The sequence below is a fragment of the Micrococcus sp. PSi08 genome (genome assembly GCF_054960655.1).
The window spans coordinates 58,212-74,583 of record NZ_JBHNYP010000011.1 but is presented as its reverse complement, the minus strand read 5'-3'; the positions used below and the strand labels follow the sequence as shown (position 1 = coordinate 74,583).

15 protein-coding genes are annotated in these 16,372 nt (G+C 75.0%); 9 read left to right on the top strand and 6 right to left on the bottom strand.

Annotation, left to right across the window (positions count from 1 at the left end; all coding sequences use genetic code 11):
* Positions 1-127 precede the first annotated feature (127 nt).
* The gene (locus ACFI33_RS05435; protein WP_036383585.1) at positions 128-796 is read left to right on the top strand and encodes a PepSY domain-containing protein; all 669 of its coding nucleotides are present in this window, start codon (positions 128-130) and stop codon (positions 794-796) included.
* Positions 797-876: 80 nt separating this feature from the next.
* Here ACFI33_RS05435 and dnaG read toward each other — a convergent pair whose 3' ends face one another.
* The 3 genes from dnaG to ACFI33_RS05420 form a co-directional block, all read right to left on the bottom strand.
* Positions 877-2,787, bottom strand: a complete 1,911-nt coding sequence (gene dnaG, locus ACFI33_RS05430) for a DNA primase (RefSeq protein ID WP_036383583.1) — start codon at positions 2,785-2,787, stop codon at positions 877-879.
* Between the two features lie 30 nt (positions 2,788-2,817).
* Complete coding sequence (locus ACFI33_RS05425) at positions 2,818-3,063, bottom strand: hypothetical protein (RefSeq protein ID WP_036383599.1); 246 nt, start codon at positions 3,061-3,063, stop codon at positions 2,818-2,820.
* 62 nt (positions 3,064-3,125) lie between these two features.
* Complete coding sequence (locus tag ACFI33_RS05420) at positions 3,126-4,013, bottom strand: bile acid:sodium symporter (RefSeq protein WP_158184196.1); 888 nt, start codon at positions 4,011-4,013, stop codon at positions 3,126-3,128.
* A gap of 32 nt (positions 4,014-4,045) precedes the next feature.
* Here ACFI33_RS05420 and ACFI33_RS05415 point away from each other — a divergent pair, with 32 nt between their 5' ends.
* The 5 genes from ACFI33_RS05415 (at position 4,046) to ACFI33_RS05395 (ending at position 10,646) form a co-directional block, all read left to right on the top strand.
* Positions 4,046-5,629, top strand: a complete 1,584-nt coding sequence (locus tag ACFI33_RS05415; RefSeq protein WP_152743826.1) for an anthranilate synthase component I family protein — start codon at positions 4,046-4,048, stop codon at positions 5,627-5,629.
* Positions 5,630-5,742: 113 nt separating this feature from the next.
* Positions 5,743-6,663 carry an SIR2 family NAD-dependent protein deacylase gene (locus ACFI33_RS05410; RefSeq protein WP_036339396.1) on the top strand — a complete coding sequence of 307 codons (921 nt, stop codon included), beginning with the start codon at positions 5,743-5,745 and terminating at the stop codon, positions 6,661-6,663.
* Positions 6,664-6,769: 106 nt separating this feature from the next.
* On the top strand, positions 6,770-7,861 hold the full coding sequence (locus ACFI33_RS05405) for an iron ABC transporter substrate-binding protein (RefSeq protein WP_036317448.1): 1,092 nt from the start codon (positions 6,770-6,772) through the stop codon (positions 7,859-7,861).
* Between the two features lie 77 nt (positions 7,862-7,938).
* The gene (locus ACFI33_RS05400) at positions 7,939-9,486 is read left to right on the top strand and encodes an ABC transporter permease (RefSeq protein WP_010079202.1); all 1,548 of its coding nucleotides are present in this window, start codon (positions 7,939-7,941) and stop codon (positions 9,484-9,486) included.
* 5 nt (positions 9,487-9,491) lie between these two features.
* The gene (locus ACFI33_RS05395) at positions 9,492-10,646 is read left to right on the top strand and encodes an ABC transporter ATP-binding protein (RefSeq protein ID WP_197458565.1); all 1,155 of its coding nucleotides are present in this window, start codon (positions 9,492-9,494) and stop codon (positions 10,644-10,646) included.
* An 18-nt stretch (positions 10,647-10,664) separates the two neighbouring features.
* On the opposite strand, the gene ACFI33_RS05390 is transcribed toward ACFI33_RS05395, so the two are convergent.
* The 3 genes from ACFI33_RS05390 to ACFI33_RS05380 all read right to left on the bottom strand — a co-directional run bounded on the left by ACFI33_RS05390 (position 10,665) and on the right by ACFI33_RS05380 (position 13,895).
* On the bottom strand, positions 10,665-12,071 hold the full coding sequence (locus ACFI33_RS05390; protein ID WP_462623812.1) for a deoxyguanosinetriphosphate triphosphohydrolase: 1,407 nt from the start codon (positions 12,069-12,071) through the stop codon (positions 10,665-10,667).
* Positions 12,064-13,359: a tRNA dihydrouridine synthase DusB gene (dusB, locus tag ACFI33_RS05385; RefSeq protein ID WP_462623811.1), complete on the bottom strand. Its 1,296-nt coding sequence runs from the start codon at positions 13,357-13,359 to the stop codon at positions 12,064-12,066. Before dusB ends, ACFI33_RS05390 begins: the two co-directional genes overlap by 8 nt.
* 119 nt (positions 13,360-13,478) lie before the next feature.
* Positions 13,479-13,895 carry an ankyrin repeat domain-containing protein gene (locus tag ACFI33_RS05380; RefSeq protein ID WP_462623810.1) on the bottom strand — a complete coding sequence of 139 codons (417 nt, stop codon included), beginning with the start codon at positions 13,893-13,895 and terminating at the stop codon, positions 13,479-13,481.
* A 139-nt stretch (positions 13,896-14,034) separates the two neighbouring features.
* On the opposite strand from ACFI33_RS05380, the gene ACFI33_RS05375 reads away from it, so the two are divergent.
* The 3 genes from ACFI33_RS05375 to ACFI33_RS05365 are packed head-to-tail and all read left to right on the top strand — an operon-like array spanning position 14,035 to position 16,370.
* Positions 14,035-15,057, top strand: coding sequence for an LLM class flavin-dependent oxidoreductase (locus ACFI33_RS05375; protein ID WP_462623809.1), 1,023 nt, complete (start codon positions 14,035-14,037; stop codon positions 15,055-15,057).
* Positions 15,054-15,521 carry an MFS transporter gene (locus tag ACFI33_RS05370; protein WP_236557944.1) on the top strand — a complete coding sequence of 156 codons (468 nt, stop codon included), beginning with the start codon at positions 15,054-15,056 and terminating at the stop codon, positions 15,519-15,521. Before ACFI33_RS05375 ends, ACFI33_RS05370 begins: the two co-directional genes overlap by 4 nt.
* A gap of 18 nt (positions 15,522-15,539) precedes the next feature.
* Positions 15,540-16,370, top strand: a complete 831-nt coding sequence (locus ACFI33_RS05365; RefSeq protein WP_412959170.1) for an MFS transporter — start codon at positions 15,540-15,542, stop codon at positions 16,368-16,370.
* The last annotated feature ends 2 nt before the right edge of the window (positions 16,371-16,372 follow it).

The following is a 16,372-nucleotide window of genomic DNA, read 5'->3' as shown; positions in this document are numbered from 1 at the left end:
CGCGGGGCGCCGTCGTCGTCCTACCCACGCCCGGGGACCGGGCCCTTGCCAGGCACGGTTCCGGCGGGCCTACGGTGCGCGGACACCCCAAAACCATCAGGAACGGACCCGAAGGAGAGACGTGTCCATGACCATCACGACCCTCACGCGCAAGACCGCCCTGACCGGCACGGGCATGCTCGCCGCCCTCGCCCTCGCGGCCTGCGGCACCACGTCTGACAACGGCGATGACGGCTCCGCCTCGCCGGAGGTCGACGCTTCCTCGTCCCTGGCGAGCACCCCCGCCACGGACGACGCGTCGGGCTCGGCGACGTCGTCGTCAGCCTCCTCCGCCTCGGCCTCGTCGACGGCCGCCGCGGCCGGCAGCGACTCGGCTACTGGCCAGGCAGATGACCCCGCCTACGCGGTGATCGACGCGGTCCTGGAGAAGTACGGCGACGGCATCATCGTCGCGGTGGATGCCGACGACGATGACACGACCTGGGAGGTTGACGTCGTGGTGGGCGAGGAGGTGAAGGAGCTGGACGTCACCGCCGACGGCGACATCACCGAGACCGACCGCGAGTCGGATCTCGAGGACGTCCAGAAGGCGAAGGACGCCGAGGTCACCGCCCAGCAGGCACTCGACACCGCCCGGGAGGGACGTGACGGGGTGACCCTGGACGAGATGGACCTGGACGACGACAACGGTACCCTCCAGTGGGAGGTCGGGTTCGACCGCGAGGACGGCTCCGACGGCCCCGAGGTCGAGATCGACGCCACGTCCGGCGAGGTGCTCACGGTCGACGAGCACTGACGCCGCGCGGCTGGCGGACCGCCGTTTCCCGAACGAAACGCCCCTGAAGCCGCCGTTTCCCGAACGAAAACGGGTGGGGGTCAGTCGTCGGCACGGAGGGCCCGGCGGCGCGCCTCCAGTTCCATGAGCTCGCTGTTGAGGCGGGTGAACTCGGCGGGGTCGCCCTCGGGGCCGAGCCGCTGCAGTCGCCCGAGCAGCTCCTCCTTGCGGTGCACGATCTGCAGGGCGAACAGGCGGTTCATGATGTCCCGGCAGTACCGGTCCACATCCTCGGGAGTGCGGGCGGGCAGGTCGCGGACGGCCAGCTCGGAGACGACGCCGGCCACCTCCTGGGGCACCGCGTCCCGCACGGCGTCGACCCAGCGCTGCGGCGTCGCCCCCGCCGACCCGGCCATCTTCACGCCCTGGTGGACGGCGGCGTACTGCGGGACCGTGAAGCGGGCGGCGTACAGCGCGGTCCACTGCTCCGCGGAGAGCAGGGTCGGATGCTGCAGCACCACCTCGAGGGACTCCCGCTCCCGACGGGCGACGGGGTCGCGCGGATCCACCGGCACCACGATCCGCGGCGCCGGGGCGGCAGCCTCCCCGTGGCGGCCCTGGGGCCCGATCGCCTGCCCGTCGTCCGCCGGGGCCGGCCGCGCCTCGGGCTCGGGCCCCCGCCGCGGTGCGCGCCCGGCCGCGGCCACAGCGCGGTGCACGGCGTTCGGGTCGAGGCCGAGCCAGCCGGCCAGCTCCCGCTCGTAGCCGGGACGCAGGACGGCGTCCTTGATGCCCGCCACGATCGGAACGGCATGGCGCAGGGCGCCGGCGCGGCCCTCCACGGTGTCCAGGTCGTAGTCCTTGAGCCCGGCCCGGATCGCGAACTCGAAGAGCGGCCGCCGCGAGGCGATGAGCGCGCGCACCGCCTCGTCGCCCTTCTGCATGCGCAGATCGCACGGGTCCATGCCGCTGGGCTCCACGGCCACGAACGTCTTGGCGAGGAACCGGTGGTCCTCGTCGAACGCCTTGAGAGCAGCCTTCTGCCCGGCCTCGTCACCGTCGAAGGTGAAGATCACCTCGCCGCCCGTGCCGTCGTCGGAGATCAGGCGGCGGGCCACCTTGATGTGGTCCGCGCCGAACGCGGTGCCGCACGTGGCCACCGCCGTCCCGACGCCGGCCAGGTGGGCCGCCATCACGTCCGTGTACCCCTCGACGAGCACCAGCTGACGCTCCTTGGCGATCGTCCGCTTGGCCAGGTCGATCCCGTAGAGCACCTGCGACTTCTTGTAGAGCGGCGTCTCGGGGGTGTTGAGGTACTTGGGCCCGGGGTCGTCGTCGTACAGCTTGCGCGCGCCGAAGCCGATGGTCGCGCCGGTCATGTCCCGGATGGGCCAGAGCAGGCGGCCGCGGAACCGGTCGTACAGGCCGCGCTGCCCCTCGGACACCAGCCCGGAGGCGCGCAGCTCCTCGTCCCGGAACCCCTTCTGCCGGAGGTGGTCCAGCAGGTGCGACCACCCCTGCGGGGCGTACCCGAGGCCGAACTGCGCGGCGTGCTCCTGCGTGAACCCGCGCTGGGTGAGGAAGTCGCGGGCGGCCTGGGCCTCGGGCGAGCCGAGGGCACGACGGAAGAACTCGTCCGCCACCTTGTTCGCCTCGAACAGGCGACGACGGCGCCCCGTCTCCGCCTTGTCCGGGCCGGTGCCGCCGTCCTCGTAGTGCAGCTCCACCCCGACCCGGGACGCCAGTCGCTCCACGGTCTCCATGAACGTGGTGTGCTCGAGTTCCATGAGGAAGCTGATGACGTCCCCGTGCGCGCCGCAGCCGAAGCAGTGATAGGTGCCCACGCCGGGGCGCACGTGGAACGACGGCGTCCGCTCGTCGTGGAACGGGCACAGCCCCTTGAACGAGCCCACGCCCGCCGAGCGCAGGGTGACGAACTCCTCCACCACGGCCTTCAGGTCCGTGCGCTCGCGGACGAGGTCGATGTCCTTGCGCACGATCAGTCCAGCCATGCGGACCATTCTAGGGACGGGGCGGGGCGGTCAGCCCCGAGCGGAACCGGCCTGCGTGGATGGTTCGGTCTCCGCTGCGGGCTGTGCAGGACCGGTCCCCGCCGCGCGGGGCGCTTCGGTCCGCGCCGCGTCCGCTCCCTCGGACGCGGGGCGCCCGGTGGCGGGGTCGATGACGGGCAGTGCGCCGGTGGCCGCCTCGACCAGCGGATGGAACAGCGCGGCCGACGCCAGGCCGCCGTGACGGCGGCGCGCCGAGGACACGAACGAGAGGCTCATGTCGCCCACCATAGCCACCCGGGACCGTGATTCCGGTCACGGTAAGGCAACATTCTGGGCGGTCAGGTCACGGTTCGACCCGCACCCGCCCCCGCGGACTGCCCGTGCAGCGGCAGCAGCCGGGGCACCAGCCGGACGAGGCTCACCATCGCCCCGAGCTCCACGAGCGTCTGCGTCACCACCACGAGCGGGGCCGGGTCCAGGCTCGCCGGCAGGGCCAACGCCAGCGGCAGCACGACCAGGGAGTTCCGCGTCGCGCCCGAGAACACGAGCGCCCGTCCTGCGGGCACGTCGAGGCGCGCCCACCGCGCAGCCACCACGCCGAGGGCCACCATCACGACGGCGAACGCCACGAACAGGGGCACGACGGCGGCCAGCGCGGGCAGCCGCTCCCCCACCCCGCGGATCTGCGAGGCGACCACCGTGAACAGCGTGACGACCATGAGCGGGACCATCGCCGCCGTGAACCCGCGCACCACCCCGGCCGCCGTGTCCCGCACCCCACCGCGGCCGCGCACCGCACCCCACTGGAGCAGCACCGCGAGCGCGAGCGGCACCAGGATCAGCATGACCAGGGCACGGACGAAGGGCCCGACGTCGACCGCGGCCACCGCCGCCTCGCCGGCGACGACGCGCAGCAGCACGGGCAGCACGACGAGCTGGACGAGCTGGACGAGCATGAGCAGCGGAGCCGCCGCCAGCAGCCGCTCGGCCGCCCCGCCCGCGAGCGCGGTGAACGCGATGACGTAGTCCACGCACGGGGCCAGCAGCACGAGGAGCACGCCCACGAGCAGCGCGTCGTCGTGGGCCACGAACCGACTCAGCCCGAACACCACCGCCGGCACCACCAGGAACGTCGCCAGCAGGAGCGGCGCGAGGACCGGCTCGACGAGCACCGCCCACGCGCCGGCCCCGGGCACGGCCCACCCGACGACGGCGCCCGCGGCGATCCCGGCGGGGGCTGACCCCTACGCTGGGGGCCATGCCCACCGCCCCCGCACCGTCCGAGGCCGCTGCCACCCCGTTGCACGTGGCCGTGCGCACGCTCGACGCCGCAGCGCTCGCGGCGGCCGGACACACGGCGGCGACCGCCGTGGCGGCGGTCTACGCGCACGCCGTCGTGCGCGGGGCCGCGTCGTTCTGGCTGGACTCGGCCCTGCCGGACCCGGCCGAGGCCCGCTGGTCCGTGGCTGGAGACGGCCTGGACGTGCTCGGCGAGGAACAGGGCCGCACGCCCTCCCCCGGCCCGCGCCTGGTCCGGCACGACGACCCCGCCGATCCGGACCGCGCGTGGGCCGACCTCGCGGCCGCGGCAGCGCCCCGGCCGGTGGCCGGCGGCGAGGGGCTGCCCCTGCGCGGCGGCCTGGTCGGCTGGCTCGGCTACGAACTCGGTCTGGCGGATCTGGGGGTGACACCGCCCTCACGTCGAGCCGAGGACCCCGCGTCCCTGCCCGCGCAGTTCTGGGTGCGTCCTTCCCGTTACGCCGTGGCCGACCACGCGGCCGGGGTGCTGCACTGCTGCGTCGTCTCCCTCGATCCGACCGCCGCGGAGGCCGGGGCCGACCGCTGGGCTGTGGACGTGCGCCGCGCCCTCGCCGCGGCCCGCCGCGCTCTCGAGACGGCGGCGGGCGACGCCGTCGCGCCCCCGCCGCGGGACGCCGTCCCGGGACCACGGGCCGACGAGGAGGCGCCGGGCATGTGGCGCGAGGACCGGACGGCGTACGCCGAGCAGATCGCCCGCTGCCGCGCCGCGCTGCACGCCGGCGACTCCTACGAGCTGTGCCTGACCACCCGCTTCGACGCCGATCCCGGGCTGCGCGTGGACCCGCTGGTCCTCTTCCACGAGCTCGCCGCGCACCAGCCGGCCCCGTATGCGGCGCTGCTGGAGCACGGCACGGGCGCCCGCCGGTGGGCGGTGGTCTCGGCCTCACCGGAGCGGTTCCTCACCGGGCGCGCGGGCCGGTACAGCACCAAGCCGATCAAGGGCACGGCCGCCCGCCTGCCCGACCCGGCCGAGGACGCCGAGGCCGCCCGCGCGCTCGCCGCCGACCCCAAGACGCGCGCCGAGAACCTCATGATCGTGGACCTGCTGCGCAACGACCTCTCCCGGGTGTGCGAGCCCGGCTCCGTGCAGGTGCCCTCCCTCATGGCGGTGGAGAGCTACGCGACCGTCCACCAGCTCGTCTCCACGGTCACGGGCACGGCCCGGGCCGGCGTCGAACCCGTGGACGTGGTGCGGTCGCTGTTCCCCGGCGGGTCGATGACGGGCGCGCCGAAGCGACGCAGCGTCGAGCTGCTGGCCGCGTGGGAGGCCTCCCCGCGCGGGGTCTACTCCGGGGCGCTGGGGATGCTGAGCGCGGACGGGACGACGTCGTTGTCCGTCGTGATCCGCACGGCCGTGCTCGCCGGGGGCCGCTGGTCCGTGGGGGCCGGCGGGGCGATCGTCGCGGACTCGGACCCGGCCGCCGAACACGACGAGGTCCTCCTCAAGGCCCGCGGCCTGCGCCGGGCCCTCGCCCGCGCCGCCAGCACGGGCCTGCCGACGACGGCACCCGACGTCACCTGACCCCACCCTTGTGGTTCGGGGGCGATATTCGGCGGTATTCCGACGGAATAACGCCGCAAACCGCCCCCAAACGAGGGGGGCGCCCACCCGTGCCGCCTGCCTAGGCTGGGGACATGGCCGATCCGCACCCCGTCCTCGCCGCCTCCGCCCCCGTCCTCGCCGATCCGCACCCCGTCCTCGCCGCCTCCGCTCCCGACCTCGACCCTGGCGCGCTGGACGCCGTCCGCGCGCTCGTGGCCGCCGCCGAGCGTCCCGTGGTGCTCTCCGGGGCGGGGATGAGCGCCGAGTCCGGCATCCCCACGTTCCGTGACGCCCAGACCGGCCTGTGGGAGCGCTTCTCCGCGGAACAGCTCGCCACGGAGGAGGCGTTCCTCGCCGATCCCGCGCTCGTGTGGTCCTGGTACCGGTGGCGTGCCCGGATGGTGCGGGCCCGCCGACCGATTCCGGGGCACGACGCCGTCGCCGCCTGGCAGCGCCGCACACCCGACCTGGAGGTGGTCACCCAGAACGTGGACGACCTGCACGAGCGGGCCGGCGCCCGCGTGCTCGCGCACCTGCACGGCTCGCTGTTCGAACACCGCTGCGCCGAGTGCGGGGCCCCGGCGGACGTGGACCCGGGCGCGCCCTCGGACGTGGACGCGGCCGGCTCGGAGGCGGACCTGGAGGCGATGCTGCGTGAGGCGCCGCCGGCGTGCCCGGCGTGCGGGACGGGACGGATCCGGCCGGGCGTGGTGTGGTTCGGCGAGATGCTGCCGCAGGAGCCGTGGGAGCGCGCCTACGAGGCGCTGGAGCGCTGCGACCTGGCCCTCGTCGTCGGCACCTCGGGCCTGATCCAGCCGGCCGCGTCCCTGCCGTTCGTGGCGCTGGGAGCCGGGGTCGCCGTCGTCGAGGTGAACCCCGTGGAGACCGAGCTGAGCGGCGCGGTGACGCACGCGCTGCGCGGCTCGGCCGGGGCGGTGCTGCCCGCGCTCGTCGCCGGCGTCTGGCCCGGGCCGTCGGGGGCCTTGTCGACTGCGAGGCACGTCACATGGTGACGCAATAGACAACACACGCATGACTTAATAGGCTCCCCTTGCCGGCCCGCCAGGAACCCCTGGCCCGCGGCGCCGCCCCCGCCACTCCTCCCGAATCGAGATTGCCATGCCCCAGTCCCGCGCCCTCTCGCGTGGTGTCCGCCTCTCGGCCGTGTCCGCCACGCTGCTGCTCGCCCTGACCGCCTGCGCCGGCGGCACCGGCGGCTCCGGCTCGGACTCCGCGTCCGGCGCGGCGTCCGGCTCCGCCTCCGCCGCCGAGTCGGACAAGAAGGTCACCCTGTACTCGGGCCGCAGCGAGGACCTCGTCCAGCCGATCCTGGACGAGTTCACCGACGAGACCGGCATCGAGGTGGAGGTCCGCTACGACAAGACCCCCGCCATGGCCGCGCAGCTGATCGAGGAGGGCGAGGGCTCCCCCGCCGACGTGTTCCTCTCCCAGGATGCGGGCGCGCTCGGCGCCGTCGCCAAGGAGGGCCTGTTCACGCCCCTCGCCCAGGAGACCCTGGACCGCGTGCCCGAGACCTACCGGGACGACGAGGGCGACTGGGTCGGCCTGACCGGCCGCGTCCGCGTGCTGGCCTACAACGAGGAGAAGGTCCCCGAGGCCGACCTCCCGACGTCGGTCGACGAGCTGACCGATCCGAAGTGGAAGGGCCGCGTCGGCGTCGCCCCCACCAACGCGTCCTTCCAGACGTTCGTCACCGCCCTTCGCCTGCAGAAGGGCGAGGACGAGGCCCGGACCTGGCTCGAGGACTTCGCCGCCAACGACCCGCAGCGCCGCGAGAAGAACGGCGAGATCCTCGCCGACGTGGACGCCGGCACCCTGGACACCGGCCTAGTCAACCACTACTACCTGTTCGAGCTGGCCCGGGAGAAGGGCGTCGCCCCGGAGGAGCTGGGCGCGTCCCTGCACTTCTTCCCCGACGGCGACCTCGGCTCGCTGGTGAACGTGTCCGGCATGGGCCTGGTGGGCGAGCAGGAGGACGGCGACGCCGCCGCCCTCGTGGAGTACCTTCTCTCCGAGGACGGTCAGTCGTACTTCGCCGAGGAGACCGGCGAGTACCCGCTCGTGGAGGGCGTGGAGCAGCCGGCCGGCTTCCCGGAGCTCTCCGAGGTCAAGGCCCCCGACGTGGACCTCAACGACCTGGACGACCTCCAGACCACCATCCAGATGATCCAGGAGGCGGGCCTGCTCTGACCCCCCGAGCACCGGAGCCGGCCGTCCGCCGCACGCGCGGACGGCGCGCTCCCGCGGCGCTGACCGCCGCGGCCCTCGTGGCCGCGGCGGTCGCGCTCGTCCCCATCGGCTACCTGTTCCTGCGCACCGCCCAGGGCGGGTTCGGCCCCTGGCTGGACGCCGTCGTGAGCCCGCGCGTGGGCGCCCTGGCCGCCACCTCGCTCGCGCTCACCGCCGTGGTGACCGCGCTGTGCCTGGTGATCGGCGTGGGCGCCGCCTGGCTCGTCACCCGCACCGACACGCCCGGCCGCGGCCTGCTGGCCGTCCTGCTGGCGCTGCCGCTGGCCGTGCCCTCCTACGTGGCGGCGTTCACGTGGGTGTCCGTCTCGGACCTGCTGCCCGGCGTGGAGGCGGGGCGCTTCGAGGGGTTCTGGGCCGCGGTGACGGTGATGACCCTCTACACGTACCCGTACGTATACCTGCCGGTGGCGGCCGCGCTCTCCCGCATCGACCCCGGCCAGGAGGACGTGGCCCGCTCGCTCGGCCGCGGCCCCGCCGCCACGCTGTTCACCGTCACGCTCGCCCAAGTGCGCCCGGCGATCGCCGGCGGCGCCCTGCTGGTGGCCCTCTACGTGCTCTCCGACTTCGGCGCCGTGGCCATCCTGCGCCTGGACACCTTCACCCGGGCGATCTTCACGGCGCTCGAGGTGGGCTTCAACCGGCAGCTCGCCCTCACCCTGGCCACCGTGCTCGTGCTGCTGACGGTGCTGGTGCTCTGGGGCGAGTCCCGCACCCGCCGGGCCGACGACGGCGTCCGCTCCGGTCGCACGGTCCGCCGGGTCAGCGTGCACCGGCTGGGCCGGTCCCGCTGGGTCGGCACCGGGCTCCTCGCCGTGGTCACGGGCGCCGCGCTGGGCGTGCCCGCGGTGAGCCTGGTCCGCTGGATGGGCGAGGGCACGTCCCTGTCCGCCGTCCGGGACCGCTGGCTCGACGCCGTCTCCGGCTCCGTGGTCCTGGCGGGCGCGGGCGCGGCGCTCACCCTCGCCCTCGCCCTGCCGATCGGCATCCTCGCCGCCCGCCACCCGGGGCGCGTCTCCCGGATCGCCGAGCGCGCCGCGTTCCTCGCGCACGGGCTGCCCGGCGTCGTCGTGGGGCTCTCCCTCGTGTTCCTCGGGGTCTCCCTGGTCCCGGCGCTCTACCAGACCACGTGGATGGTGGCCTTCGCCTACGCCACCCTGTTCCTGCCGCTGGCGGTCACGTCGGTGGCCGGGGCCGTCGCCCAGTCCTCCCCTGCCCTCGAGGAGGCGGCCCGGTCCCTGGGCTCCTCGGGCGCCGAGGTGCTGCGCCGCGTGACCCTGCCGCTGGCGCTGCCGGGGGTGGGCGCCGGCGTCGCGCTGGTGGCCCTCACCGCCATGAAGGAGCTGCCCGCCACGCTGCTGCTGCGGCCCACCGGCATGGACACGCTCGCCACCCGCCTGTGGAACGCCACCAGCGTGGGCCGGTACGCCGAGGCCGCCCCCTACGCGCTCACCCTCGTGCTGCTCGCCGCGGTGCCCACGTGGGTGGTGGTCCACCGCACGGGGATCGTCGCGGCCGTGCGCGGCCGCTCGAGCGCCCCGTCGACCCCGAACGAGGTGTCAGAATGACCGCCATGCCCTCCCCCGCCGCCTCGACCCGCGCGTCCCGCCCGGCCGGTCCCCGGCCCGGCGTCGGCCACGCCGTGTCCGTGGCCGACCTCGGCGCCTCCTACGGGGAGGGGCCCGTCCTGGAGGGCGTGCAGTTCGACCTGGAGCCGGGCGAGCTGCTCGCCGTGCTCGGCCCCTCCGGCTGCGGGAAGACCACGCTCCTGCGCTGCCTGGCCGGCTTCGAGCGCATCGAGTCCGGCCGCATCAGCCTTGCCGGCTCCGTGGTGGCCCTGCCCCGCGTGCACGTGCCCGCCCACCGCCGGCACGTGGCCGTGGTGCCCCAGGACGGCGCCCTGTTCCCGCACCTGAGCGTGGCGGAGAACGTGGGCTTCGGGCTGCGCCGCCGCCGGCCCGGGCGGATGGCCCGCATCCAGGAGTGCCTCGAGCTCGTGGACCTCGCCGGCCACGGCGAGCGCATGCCGCACGAGCTCTCCGGCGGCCAGCAGCAGCGCGTGGCCCTGGCCCGGGCGATGGCCCCGCGCCCGCCGCTGATCCTGCTGGACGAGCCCTTCGGCGCCCTCGACGCCTCCCTGCGCAGCGGCCTGCGCCGGGACGTGCGCCAGGCGCTGAAGGAGGACGGCGCCACGGCCGTGCTCGTCACCCACGACCAGTCCGAGGCCCTGTCCATGGCCGACCGCGCGGCCGTGATGCGGGCCGGGCGCCTGCGCCAGCTGGGCACGCCGGACGAGGTGTACGCGCACCCGGCCGACGCCTGGGTCGCCGCGTTCGTCGGGGAGGCCTCCCTGCTGCCGCTGCTGGACGTGACCGGGCCGGAGCGCGACGGCGGCCGGCGGATCGGGCGCACCGCCCTCGGCCCGGTGCCCCTGCACGGGGCGCGTGCGGCCACGGCTGTGCCCGGGGACCTCGTGGTGGTCCGCCCCGAGCACGTGCGCGGCACCCTCGACCCGACCGTTGACGTGGACGGGGTCGAGGCCGCGCGCGTCTGGACGCCCGCCACCGTGGTGGACGTGGACTACCGCGGCCACGACTCGGTGGCCACGGTCCAGCTGGCCGACGGCACCCGGGCCCAGGCCCGCGTGGAGGGGGCGCTGCCCCCGCTCGACGCCGCCTGCGGGGTCCGGCTCGCGGGCCCGTGCGCCGTCGTCGCCCCGGGCGAGTGACCGGCCCGGGGCGGCCCCTCAGAGCCAGACGCGCCGGAACTCCGCGCCCTGCACCAGAGTGTGATGCCACTCGACGGCGGTCGAATCGGTGAGCGAGGCGATCTGGTCGATCACCACGCGCCGCCGGGCTGCGTCGTCGGGGGCCTGCGCCCAGTCGAACGCGAACATCGGCTCGAGGTACCGGTCCCCCGTCGCGTCGAGCAGCGTCACGAGCTCCGCGAGCACCTCGCGCTGCCGCGCGTAGAGCGGCTGGCGCTGCTCGGCGGTCATCACGTAGGCCGCCGCGATGCCCTTCATCACGGCGATCTCGGTCTCCGTCTCCTCGGGCACCACGACGTCGGCGCCGTGGCGGGTGAGCGGCTCGTTGCCGAACACCTGGCGCGTGGCGTCGAAGGCGGCGCTGCAGAACCGGCCGATCAGCTGGCTCGTCATGTCCTTCATCGCCGCCAGCGCCCGCCGGGAGCCGTCCATCTCGGAGACCCACACGTCGGTGGCCTCGAGGCGGGCCAGGGCCGCGTCGACCTCGGCCGGGTCCGTGTGCGGCAGGTACCACTGGCGGGTGGTCTCCACGACGCGCTCCCGGTGCTCCGGGATGGCCAGCCACTTGAGCTGGAACACGGCGTTGACCACGCCGTCCTCGACGTCGTGCACGGAGTAGGAGATGTCGTCCGCGAGGTCCATGACCTGGGCCTCCATGGACGTGCGCGTGCCGGACACCCCGGCGCGGAACCAGCGGAACACGGGCAGGTCGTCCTCGTAGACGCCGAACTTGCGCGAACGCGTGCCGTCGGGGCGCAGCGGGGCGTCCTCACGGGTCCACGGGTACTTGCATGCGGCGTCGAGGGCGGCGCGCGTGAGGTTCAGGCCCGCGGAGGAGCCGTCCGCGAAGAGCTTCTTCTGCTCGAGGCGGGCCAGCAGGCGCAGGGTCTGGGCGTTGCCCTCGAAGCCGCCGACGTCCTCGCTGAGCGCGTCGAGCGCCTTCTCCCCGTTGTGCCCGAAGGGCGGGTGGCCGAGGTCGTGGGACAGGCAGGCGGTGTCCACGAGGTCGGGGTCGCAGCCCAGCGACCGGCCGAGCTCACGCCCCACCTGCGCCACCTCGAGCGAGTGCGTCAGGCGGGTGCGGGCGAAGTCGTCCGCGTCCGGGGCGACCACCTGGGTCTTGGCCCCCAGCCGGCGCAGGCCCGCGGAGTGCAGCACGCGGGCACGATCCCGCTCGAAGTCCGAGCGGTACGAGGACTTGGGCGGCTCGGGCAGCCACCGCTCCCGGTCCCACGGCGTGTAGCCGGGGGTCTGCACGGCGCGGCCGGCATACGGGGGCCGGCCTTCCGGGCCGAACAGCACCGGCTGGTGGGCGGCGCCGGTCCAGGGCGACGACGGCGCGGCGGGCGTTCCGGCGGCGGGCTCCGGCGGCGTGGGCTCAGCCACCGGAGACGTCCAGCTCGGCGGCCTGGATCATGGCCTGCTGCTCGGCGTTGAGCTCGCGGGAGTCCAGCCAGCCGTCCGGCAGGTGCGGGCGCTTGGGGGCGCCGGCCCGGCCGCGGGGGCCCTCGGCGGCCTCGCCCGGGTAGGGCTGGTCCCGGTCCACGCGGGCGAGGATCTCGCGCATCGTGGCGAGGTCCGGGACGGTGGACAGCGCGGTGCGGATCTCCGAGCCCACGGGGTAGCCCTTGAAGTACCACGCCACGTGCTTGCGGATGTCCCGCAGCGCCTTCGTCTCGTCGCCGCCGAAGGTGTCCACGAGCAGCTCGGCGTGGCGGTACAGCGTGTCCGCGACCATGCCCAGGGTCGGCTGGAACCGGTCCTGGCGGCCCTCGAACGCGGCCTGCAGGTCCCCGAACAGCCAGGGCCTTCCCTGGCAGCCGCGGCCGATCACGACGCCGTCCACGCCGGTCTGCTCGACCATCGCGATGGCGTCCTCCGCGGACCAGATGTCGCCGTTGCCGAGCACGGGGATGTCCGGCAGGGCCTCGCGCAGCCGGGCGATGTCGTCCCACACGGCGGTGCCCGAGTAGAACTGGCGGGTGGTGCGGCCGTGGAGGGCGACGGCGGCGACGCCGAGGTCGCGGGCCGTGCGGCCGGCGTCGAGGAAGGTCAGGTGGTCCTCGTCGATGCCGCGGCGCATCTTCACGGTCACCGGGATGTCCTTCTTGGCCGCCTCGGTCACGGCCGCCTTGACGATGGAGGCGAACAGCTCCGCCTTCCACGGCAGGGCGGAGCCGCCGCCGCGCCGGGTCACCTTGGGCACGGGGCAGCCGAAGTTCATGTCGATGTGGTCGCAGCGGTCCTCCTCGACCAGCATGCGCACGGCGGCACCCGTGGTGACCGGGTCCACGGAGTAGAGCTGCACGGAGCGGGGCACCTCGTCCGGGTCGTGCTGGATGATCCGCATCGACTCGGGCTTCCGCTCGACCAGCGCGCGGGCCGTGACCATCTCGTTGACGTAGAGGCCGCCACCGTACTCGCGGCACAGGCGGCGGAACGCCGTGTTGGTGATGCCGGCCATCGGGGCGAGCACCACGGGGACGTCGATGGTCAGCGGCCCCAGCCGCAGCGGGGGCAGGGCCAGGCGGTCCGTCGTCGGGGCGGGGTGGCGGGCCTCGTGGAGCTGATCGTCGTCGGCGATGCGCCGACCCGCGCCGGCGGACTTGGCGTAGTGCGCGACGTCGTCGGCGTCGGTCACCGCCGCGGCGGGGAGGGTGTGGGAAGAAGTCATGTCGGACCCCATTCTTCCATTCCGCCCGGCACCCGCGTCACCGTGCCCCACGACGAGGCCCGCTGGGAGGCGATCACCGAGGCACCCCGCCGGGACGGGCAGACCATCCTCCCGGCGGGTCAGGCCTCCGACGGCGGCGCCGCGTCCTCGCCGTCGAGCACCGCCAGCAGGTCAGCACCGGCGAACATCTGAGCGGTCTGCCGGGCCGACGGCGTGCCGGCATCGGGGTCCGCACCGGCCGCGAGCAGGTGCCGCATCGAGGCGACATCCCGCTTGAACGTGGCGCAGGTCAGGGCGCGCTGGCCGCGATCGTTGGCGTGCTCGATCTCGGCGCCGGCCTCGATCAGCATCGCCACCGTGTCCGGGCGCTCGTGGTAGGCGGCGAGGGTGAGGAAGGAGTCGCCCGCGTGGTTGCGCAGGCGTGTGCTCACCCCGGCGTCCAGGTATGCCTTCAGCTGGGCCGTGTCCCCGTCCCGCGCCATGTCGAAGAGCCGGTTCGCCAGCTCGATGTCCTTCTCGCTCCACTGCTCGCTCATGCCCGCCAGTATGGCGGACGCCGCGGCGATCGACCGCTCCGCAGCGACATCTCCGCGGGTCTGCCCGCAGGTGATGTCGCCGGCCGGCGGTCAGACGAGCACCGGGAACAGCCCCGCCCGCCCCGCGGTTGCACCCGGCATGACCCGCAAGCACCTCGGCTTCCTCAACTTCGGCCACTGGATCCACCGGCCCGGCACCGAACCGGACGCGCGGCAGGCCCTCGACGACGTCGTCGCCATGGCCGTGGCCGCCGAGGACGCCGGGCTCGACGGCGCCTGGCTGCGCGTCCACCACTTCCAGCGGATGTTCTCCTCGCCGTTCCCGATCCTCGCCGCGATGGCCGCCCGCACCGAGCGGATCAGCCTCGGCACCGGCGTGATCGACCTGCGGTATGAGAACCCCCTGTACATGGCCGAGGCCGCGGCCACCACGGACCTCATCTCCGGCGGCCGGCTCGAGCTCGGCGTCTCCCGCGGCTCCCCCGAGGCCGCCCTCGACGGCCAGGCACAGTTCGGCTACGCCCTCGCCGAGGGGAAGACCTGGGCCGACGTGACCCGCGAGCGCGGACGCCGGTTCCTCTCGGCCGTGCGCGGCGAGGGCATCGCGACGCCGGACCTCACCTCCGGCTGGGCGCACAGCTCGCAGCCGCTGCGGATCGAGCCGCACTCCCCCGGGCTCGCGGACCGGATCTGGTGGGGGTCGGGGTCCACGCCGTCGGCGGTCGAGGCGGCGCGGGAGGGGTACCACATGCTCTCCTCCACGCTCCTGCTCCAGGACGACGGCCGCCCCTTCCACGTCCAGCAGGCCGACCAGATCGCGCGCTACCGGGAGGCCTTCGCCGCGGCCGGCCACGCCGGTCCGGGCCGCACGGCGGTCACGCGCTCCGCGTTCGTCATCCAGGACCGGGAGGACGAGCTGTACTTCGGCCGGGAGCGGGCCTCGCGCGACTCCTCCGGCATGCTCGAGGGCGGCGCCGCCCGCTCCGGCCCGACCTATGCCGGGTCCGCCGAGGAGGTCGCGGAGAAGCTCGCCGCCGACGACGCCGTCGCCGCCGCCGACTGGGTCCTGTTCGCCAACCCCAACCAGCTCGGGGTCGAGTACAACGCGAAGATCTTCGCCGGCTGGGCGGAGGTCTGGCGCCTGCTCGGCTGGGATGCATGAGCGAGGCCCCGCCGCACCTCCCGACCGCCGACGACGGCGTCGCCCGAGCCCGTCGCGCGCGCTGGGCCGTCACCGCCGCCTTCGCGACGAACGGCGCCCTGCTCGGCGCGCTCATCCCGCACTACCCGGAGGCCAAGGCCGCGTTCGGCCTGGACCCGGCCGCGTTCGGCCTGCTCGTCATCGCGCTCGCCGTGGGCGGCACGCTCGCCGGGCCCCTGCCCGCCCCGATCCTGCGCCGGTTCGGCGCCCGCCGCGTCATGCTCGCCGGCAGCGTGGCCATCGCCCTGCTCACGACGGCGGCCGGTCTCGTCCTCGACATCGCCGGGGCGGGCGCGGGGGCCGGGCACGGTGCAGGGACGGCCGCGGCCTGGCTGCTGTGGGTCTTCGCGGGCCTCGTCGTGGCCTCGGGCGTGCTCGACGCCGTCGTGGACACCGCCCAGAACGCGCAGGGCCTGCAGGTGTAGACCCGGCTGGCCCGGCCCGTGCTCACGACCATGCACGCCGGCTGGAGCCTCGGAGCGGCCGCTGGTGCCGGGCTCGGTGCGGCGGTCATCACCGTGGGCGGCCCCGCGGCCCTGCACCTGGGGCTCAACGGCGCCGTGTGCGTCGCGGTACTGCTGGGGGTCCGGCGCCTGTTCCTGGCGGGGGCTCCCGTGGACTCGGCGTCCGCCCGCGGCGCCGCGGATCAGTCACCCGCACCGTCGGAGACGTCCACGCCGCCTGCCCCGGCCGCCCAAGCCCTCCCCCGCCGCGCCGCCGTGGCCGTGCTCGTCCCCGCCGTGGTGATCGCGATGGCCGGGTTCGGCGTGGAGGAGTTCGGCAACGCGTGGGCCACCCTGTTCCTGATCACGGAGCGCGGCCTGGATCCGGCCGCGGCGGTGCTCGGCGCGTCGACGCTGCTGGGCGCGCAGTTCGTCGGACGCCTCGCGGGCGACCGAACCCTCACCGCCCTGGGACGCCGCGGGGCGCTGACGGCGGGGCTGGGCGCCGTCGTCGTGGGGCTGGGGCTGGCCCTGGCGCCGCTGCCCGAGCCGGTGGCCGTGCCTGCCGCGTTCGCGGGGCTGGCCCTGGCGGGGCTCGGCTGCGCCGTGGTGGTGCCCGTGGCCTATGCGCTCGGCGACGAGGCGCCCGGGCTCCGGCCGCAGACCGGGCTGGCGGTGACGAGCTGGTGCATGCGGCTGGCCGGGGTCGGGCTCAGCCCGGCGGTCGGGGCGCTGGCCGGCGCCGTCGGTCTTGCACCGGCGCTGACGGTGTTCCTGGGCCTGGCCGCCGTCGGGGCGGTGCTCGCCGCCCGGCTGCCCGCCGCCCCGTAGGA

Excerpts from the sequence above, each read along its gene's own strand:
- ACFI33_RS05405 (WP_036317448.1), top strand. The coding sequence starts at position 6,770 with ATGCCCCAGTCCCGCGCCCTCTCGCGTGGTGTCCGCCTCTCGGCCGTG.
- ACFI33_RS05435 (WP_036383585.1), top strand. The coding sequence starts at position 128 with ATGACCATCACGACCCTCACGCGCAAGACCGCCCTGACCGGCACGGGC.
- ACFI33_RS05375 (WP_462623809.1), top strand. The coding sequence starts at position 14,035 with ATGACCCGCAAGCACCTCGGCTTCCTCAACTTCGGCCACTGGATCCAC.
- ACFI33_RS05410 (WP_036339396.1), top strand. The coding sequence starts at position 5,743 with ATGGCCGATCCGCACCCCGTCCTCGCCGCCTCCGCCCCCGTCCTCGCC.
- ACFI33_RS05415 (WP_152743826.1), top strand. The coding sequence starts at position 4,046 with ATGCCCACCGCCCCCGCACCGTCCGAGGCCGCTGCCACCCCGTTGCAC.
- ACFI33_RS05395 (WP_197458565.1), top strand. The coding sequence starts at position 9,492 with ATGCCCTCCCCCGCCGCCTCGACCCGCGCGTCCCGCCCGGCCGGTCCC.
- ACFI33_RS05370 (WP_236557944.1), top strand. The coding sequence starts at position 15,054 with ATGAGCGAGGCCCCGCCGCACCTCCCGACCGCCGACGACGGCGTCGCC.
- dnaG (WP_036383583.1), bottom strand. The coding sequence starts at position 2,787 with ATGGCTGGACTGATCGTGCGCAAGGACATCGACCTCGTCCGCGAGCGC.
- dusB (WP_462623811.1), bottom strand. The coding sequence starts at position 13,359 with ATGACTTCTTCCCACACCCTCCCCGCCGCGGCGGTGACCGACGCCGAC.
- ACFI33_RS05380 (WP_462623810.1), bottom strand. The coding sequence starts at position 13,895 with ATGAGCGAGCAGTGGAGCGAGAAGGACATCGAGCTGGCGAACCGGCTC.
- ACFI33_RS05425 (WP_036383599.1), bottom strand. The coding sequence starts at position 3,063 with ATGAGCCTCTCGTTCGTGTCCTCGGCGCGCCGCCGTCACGGCGGCCTG.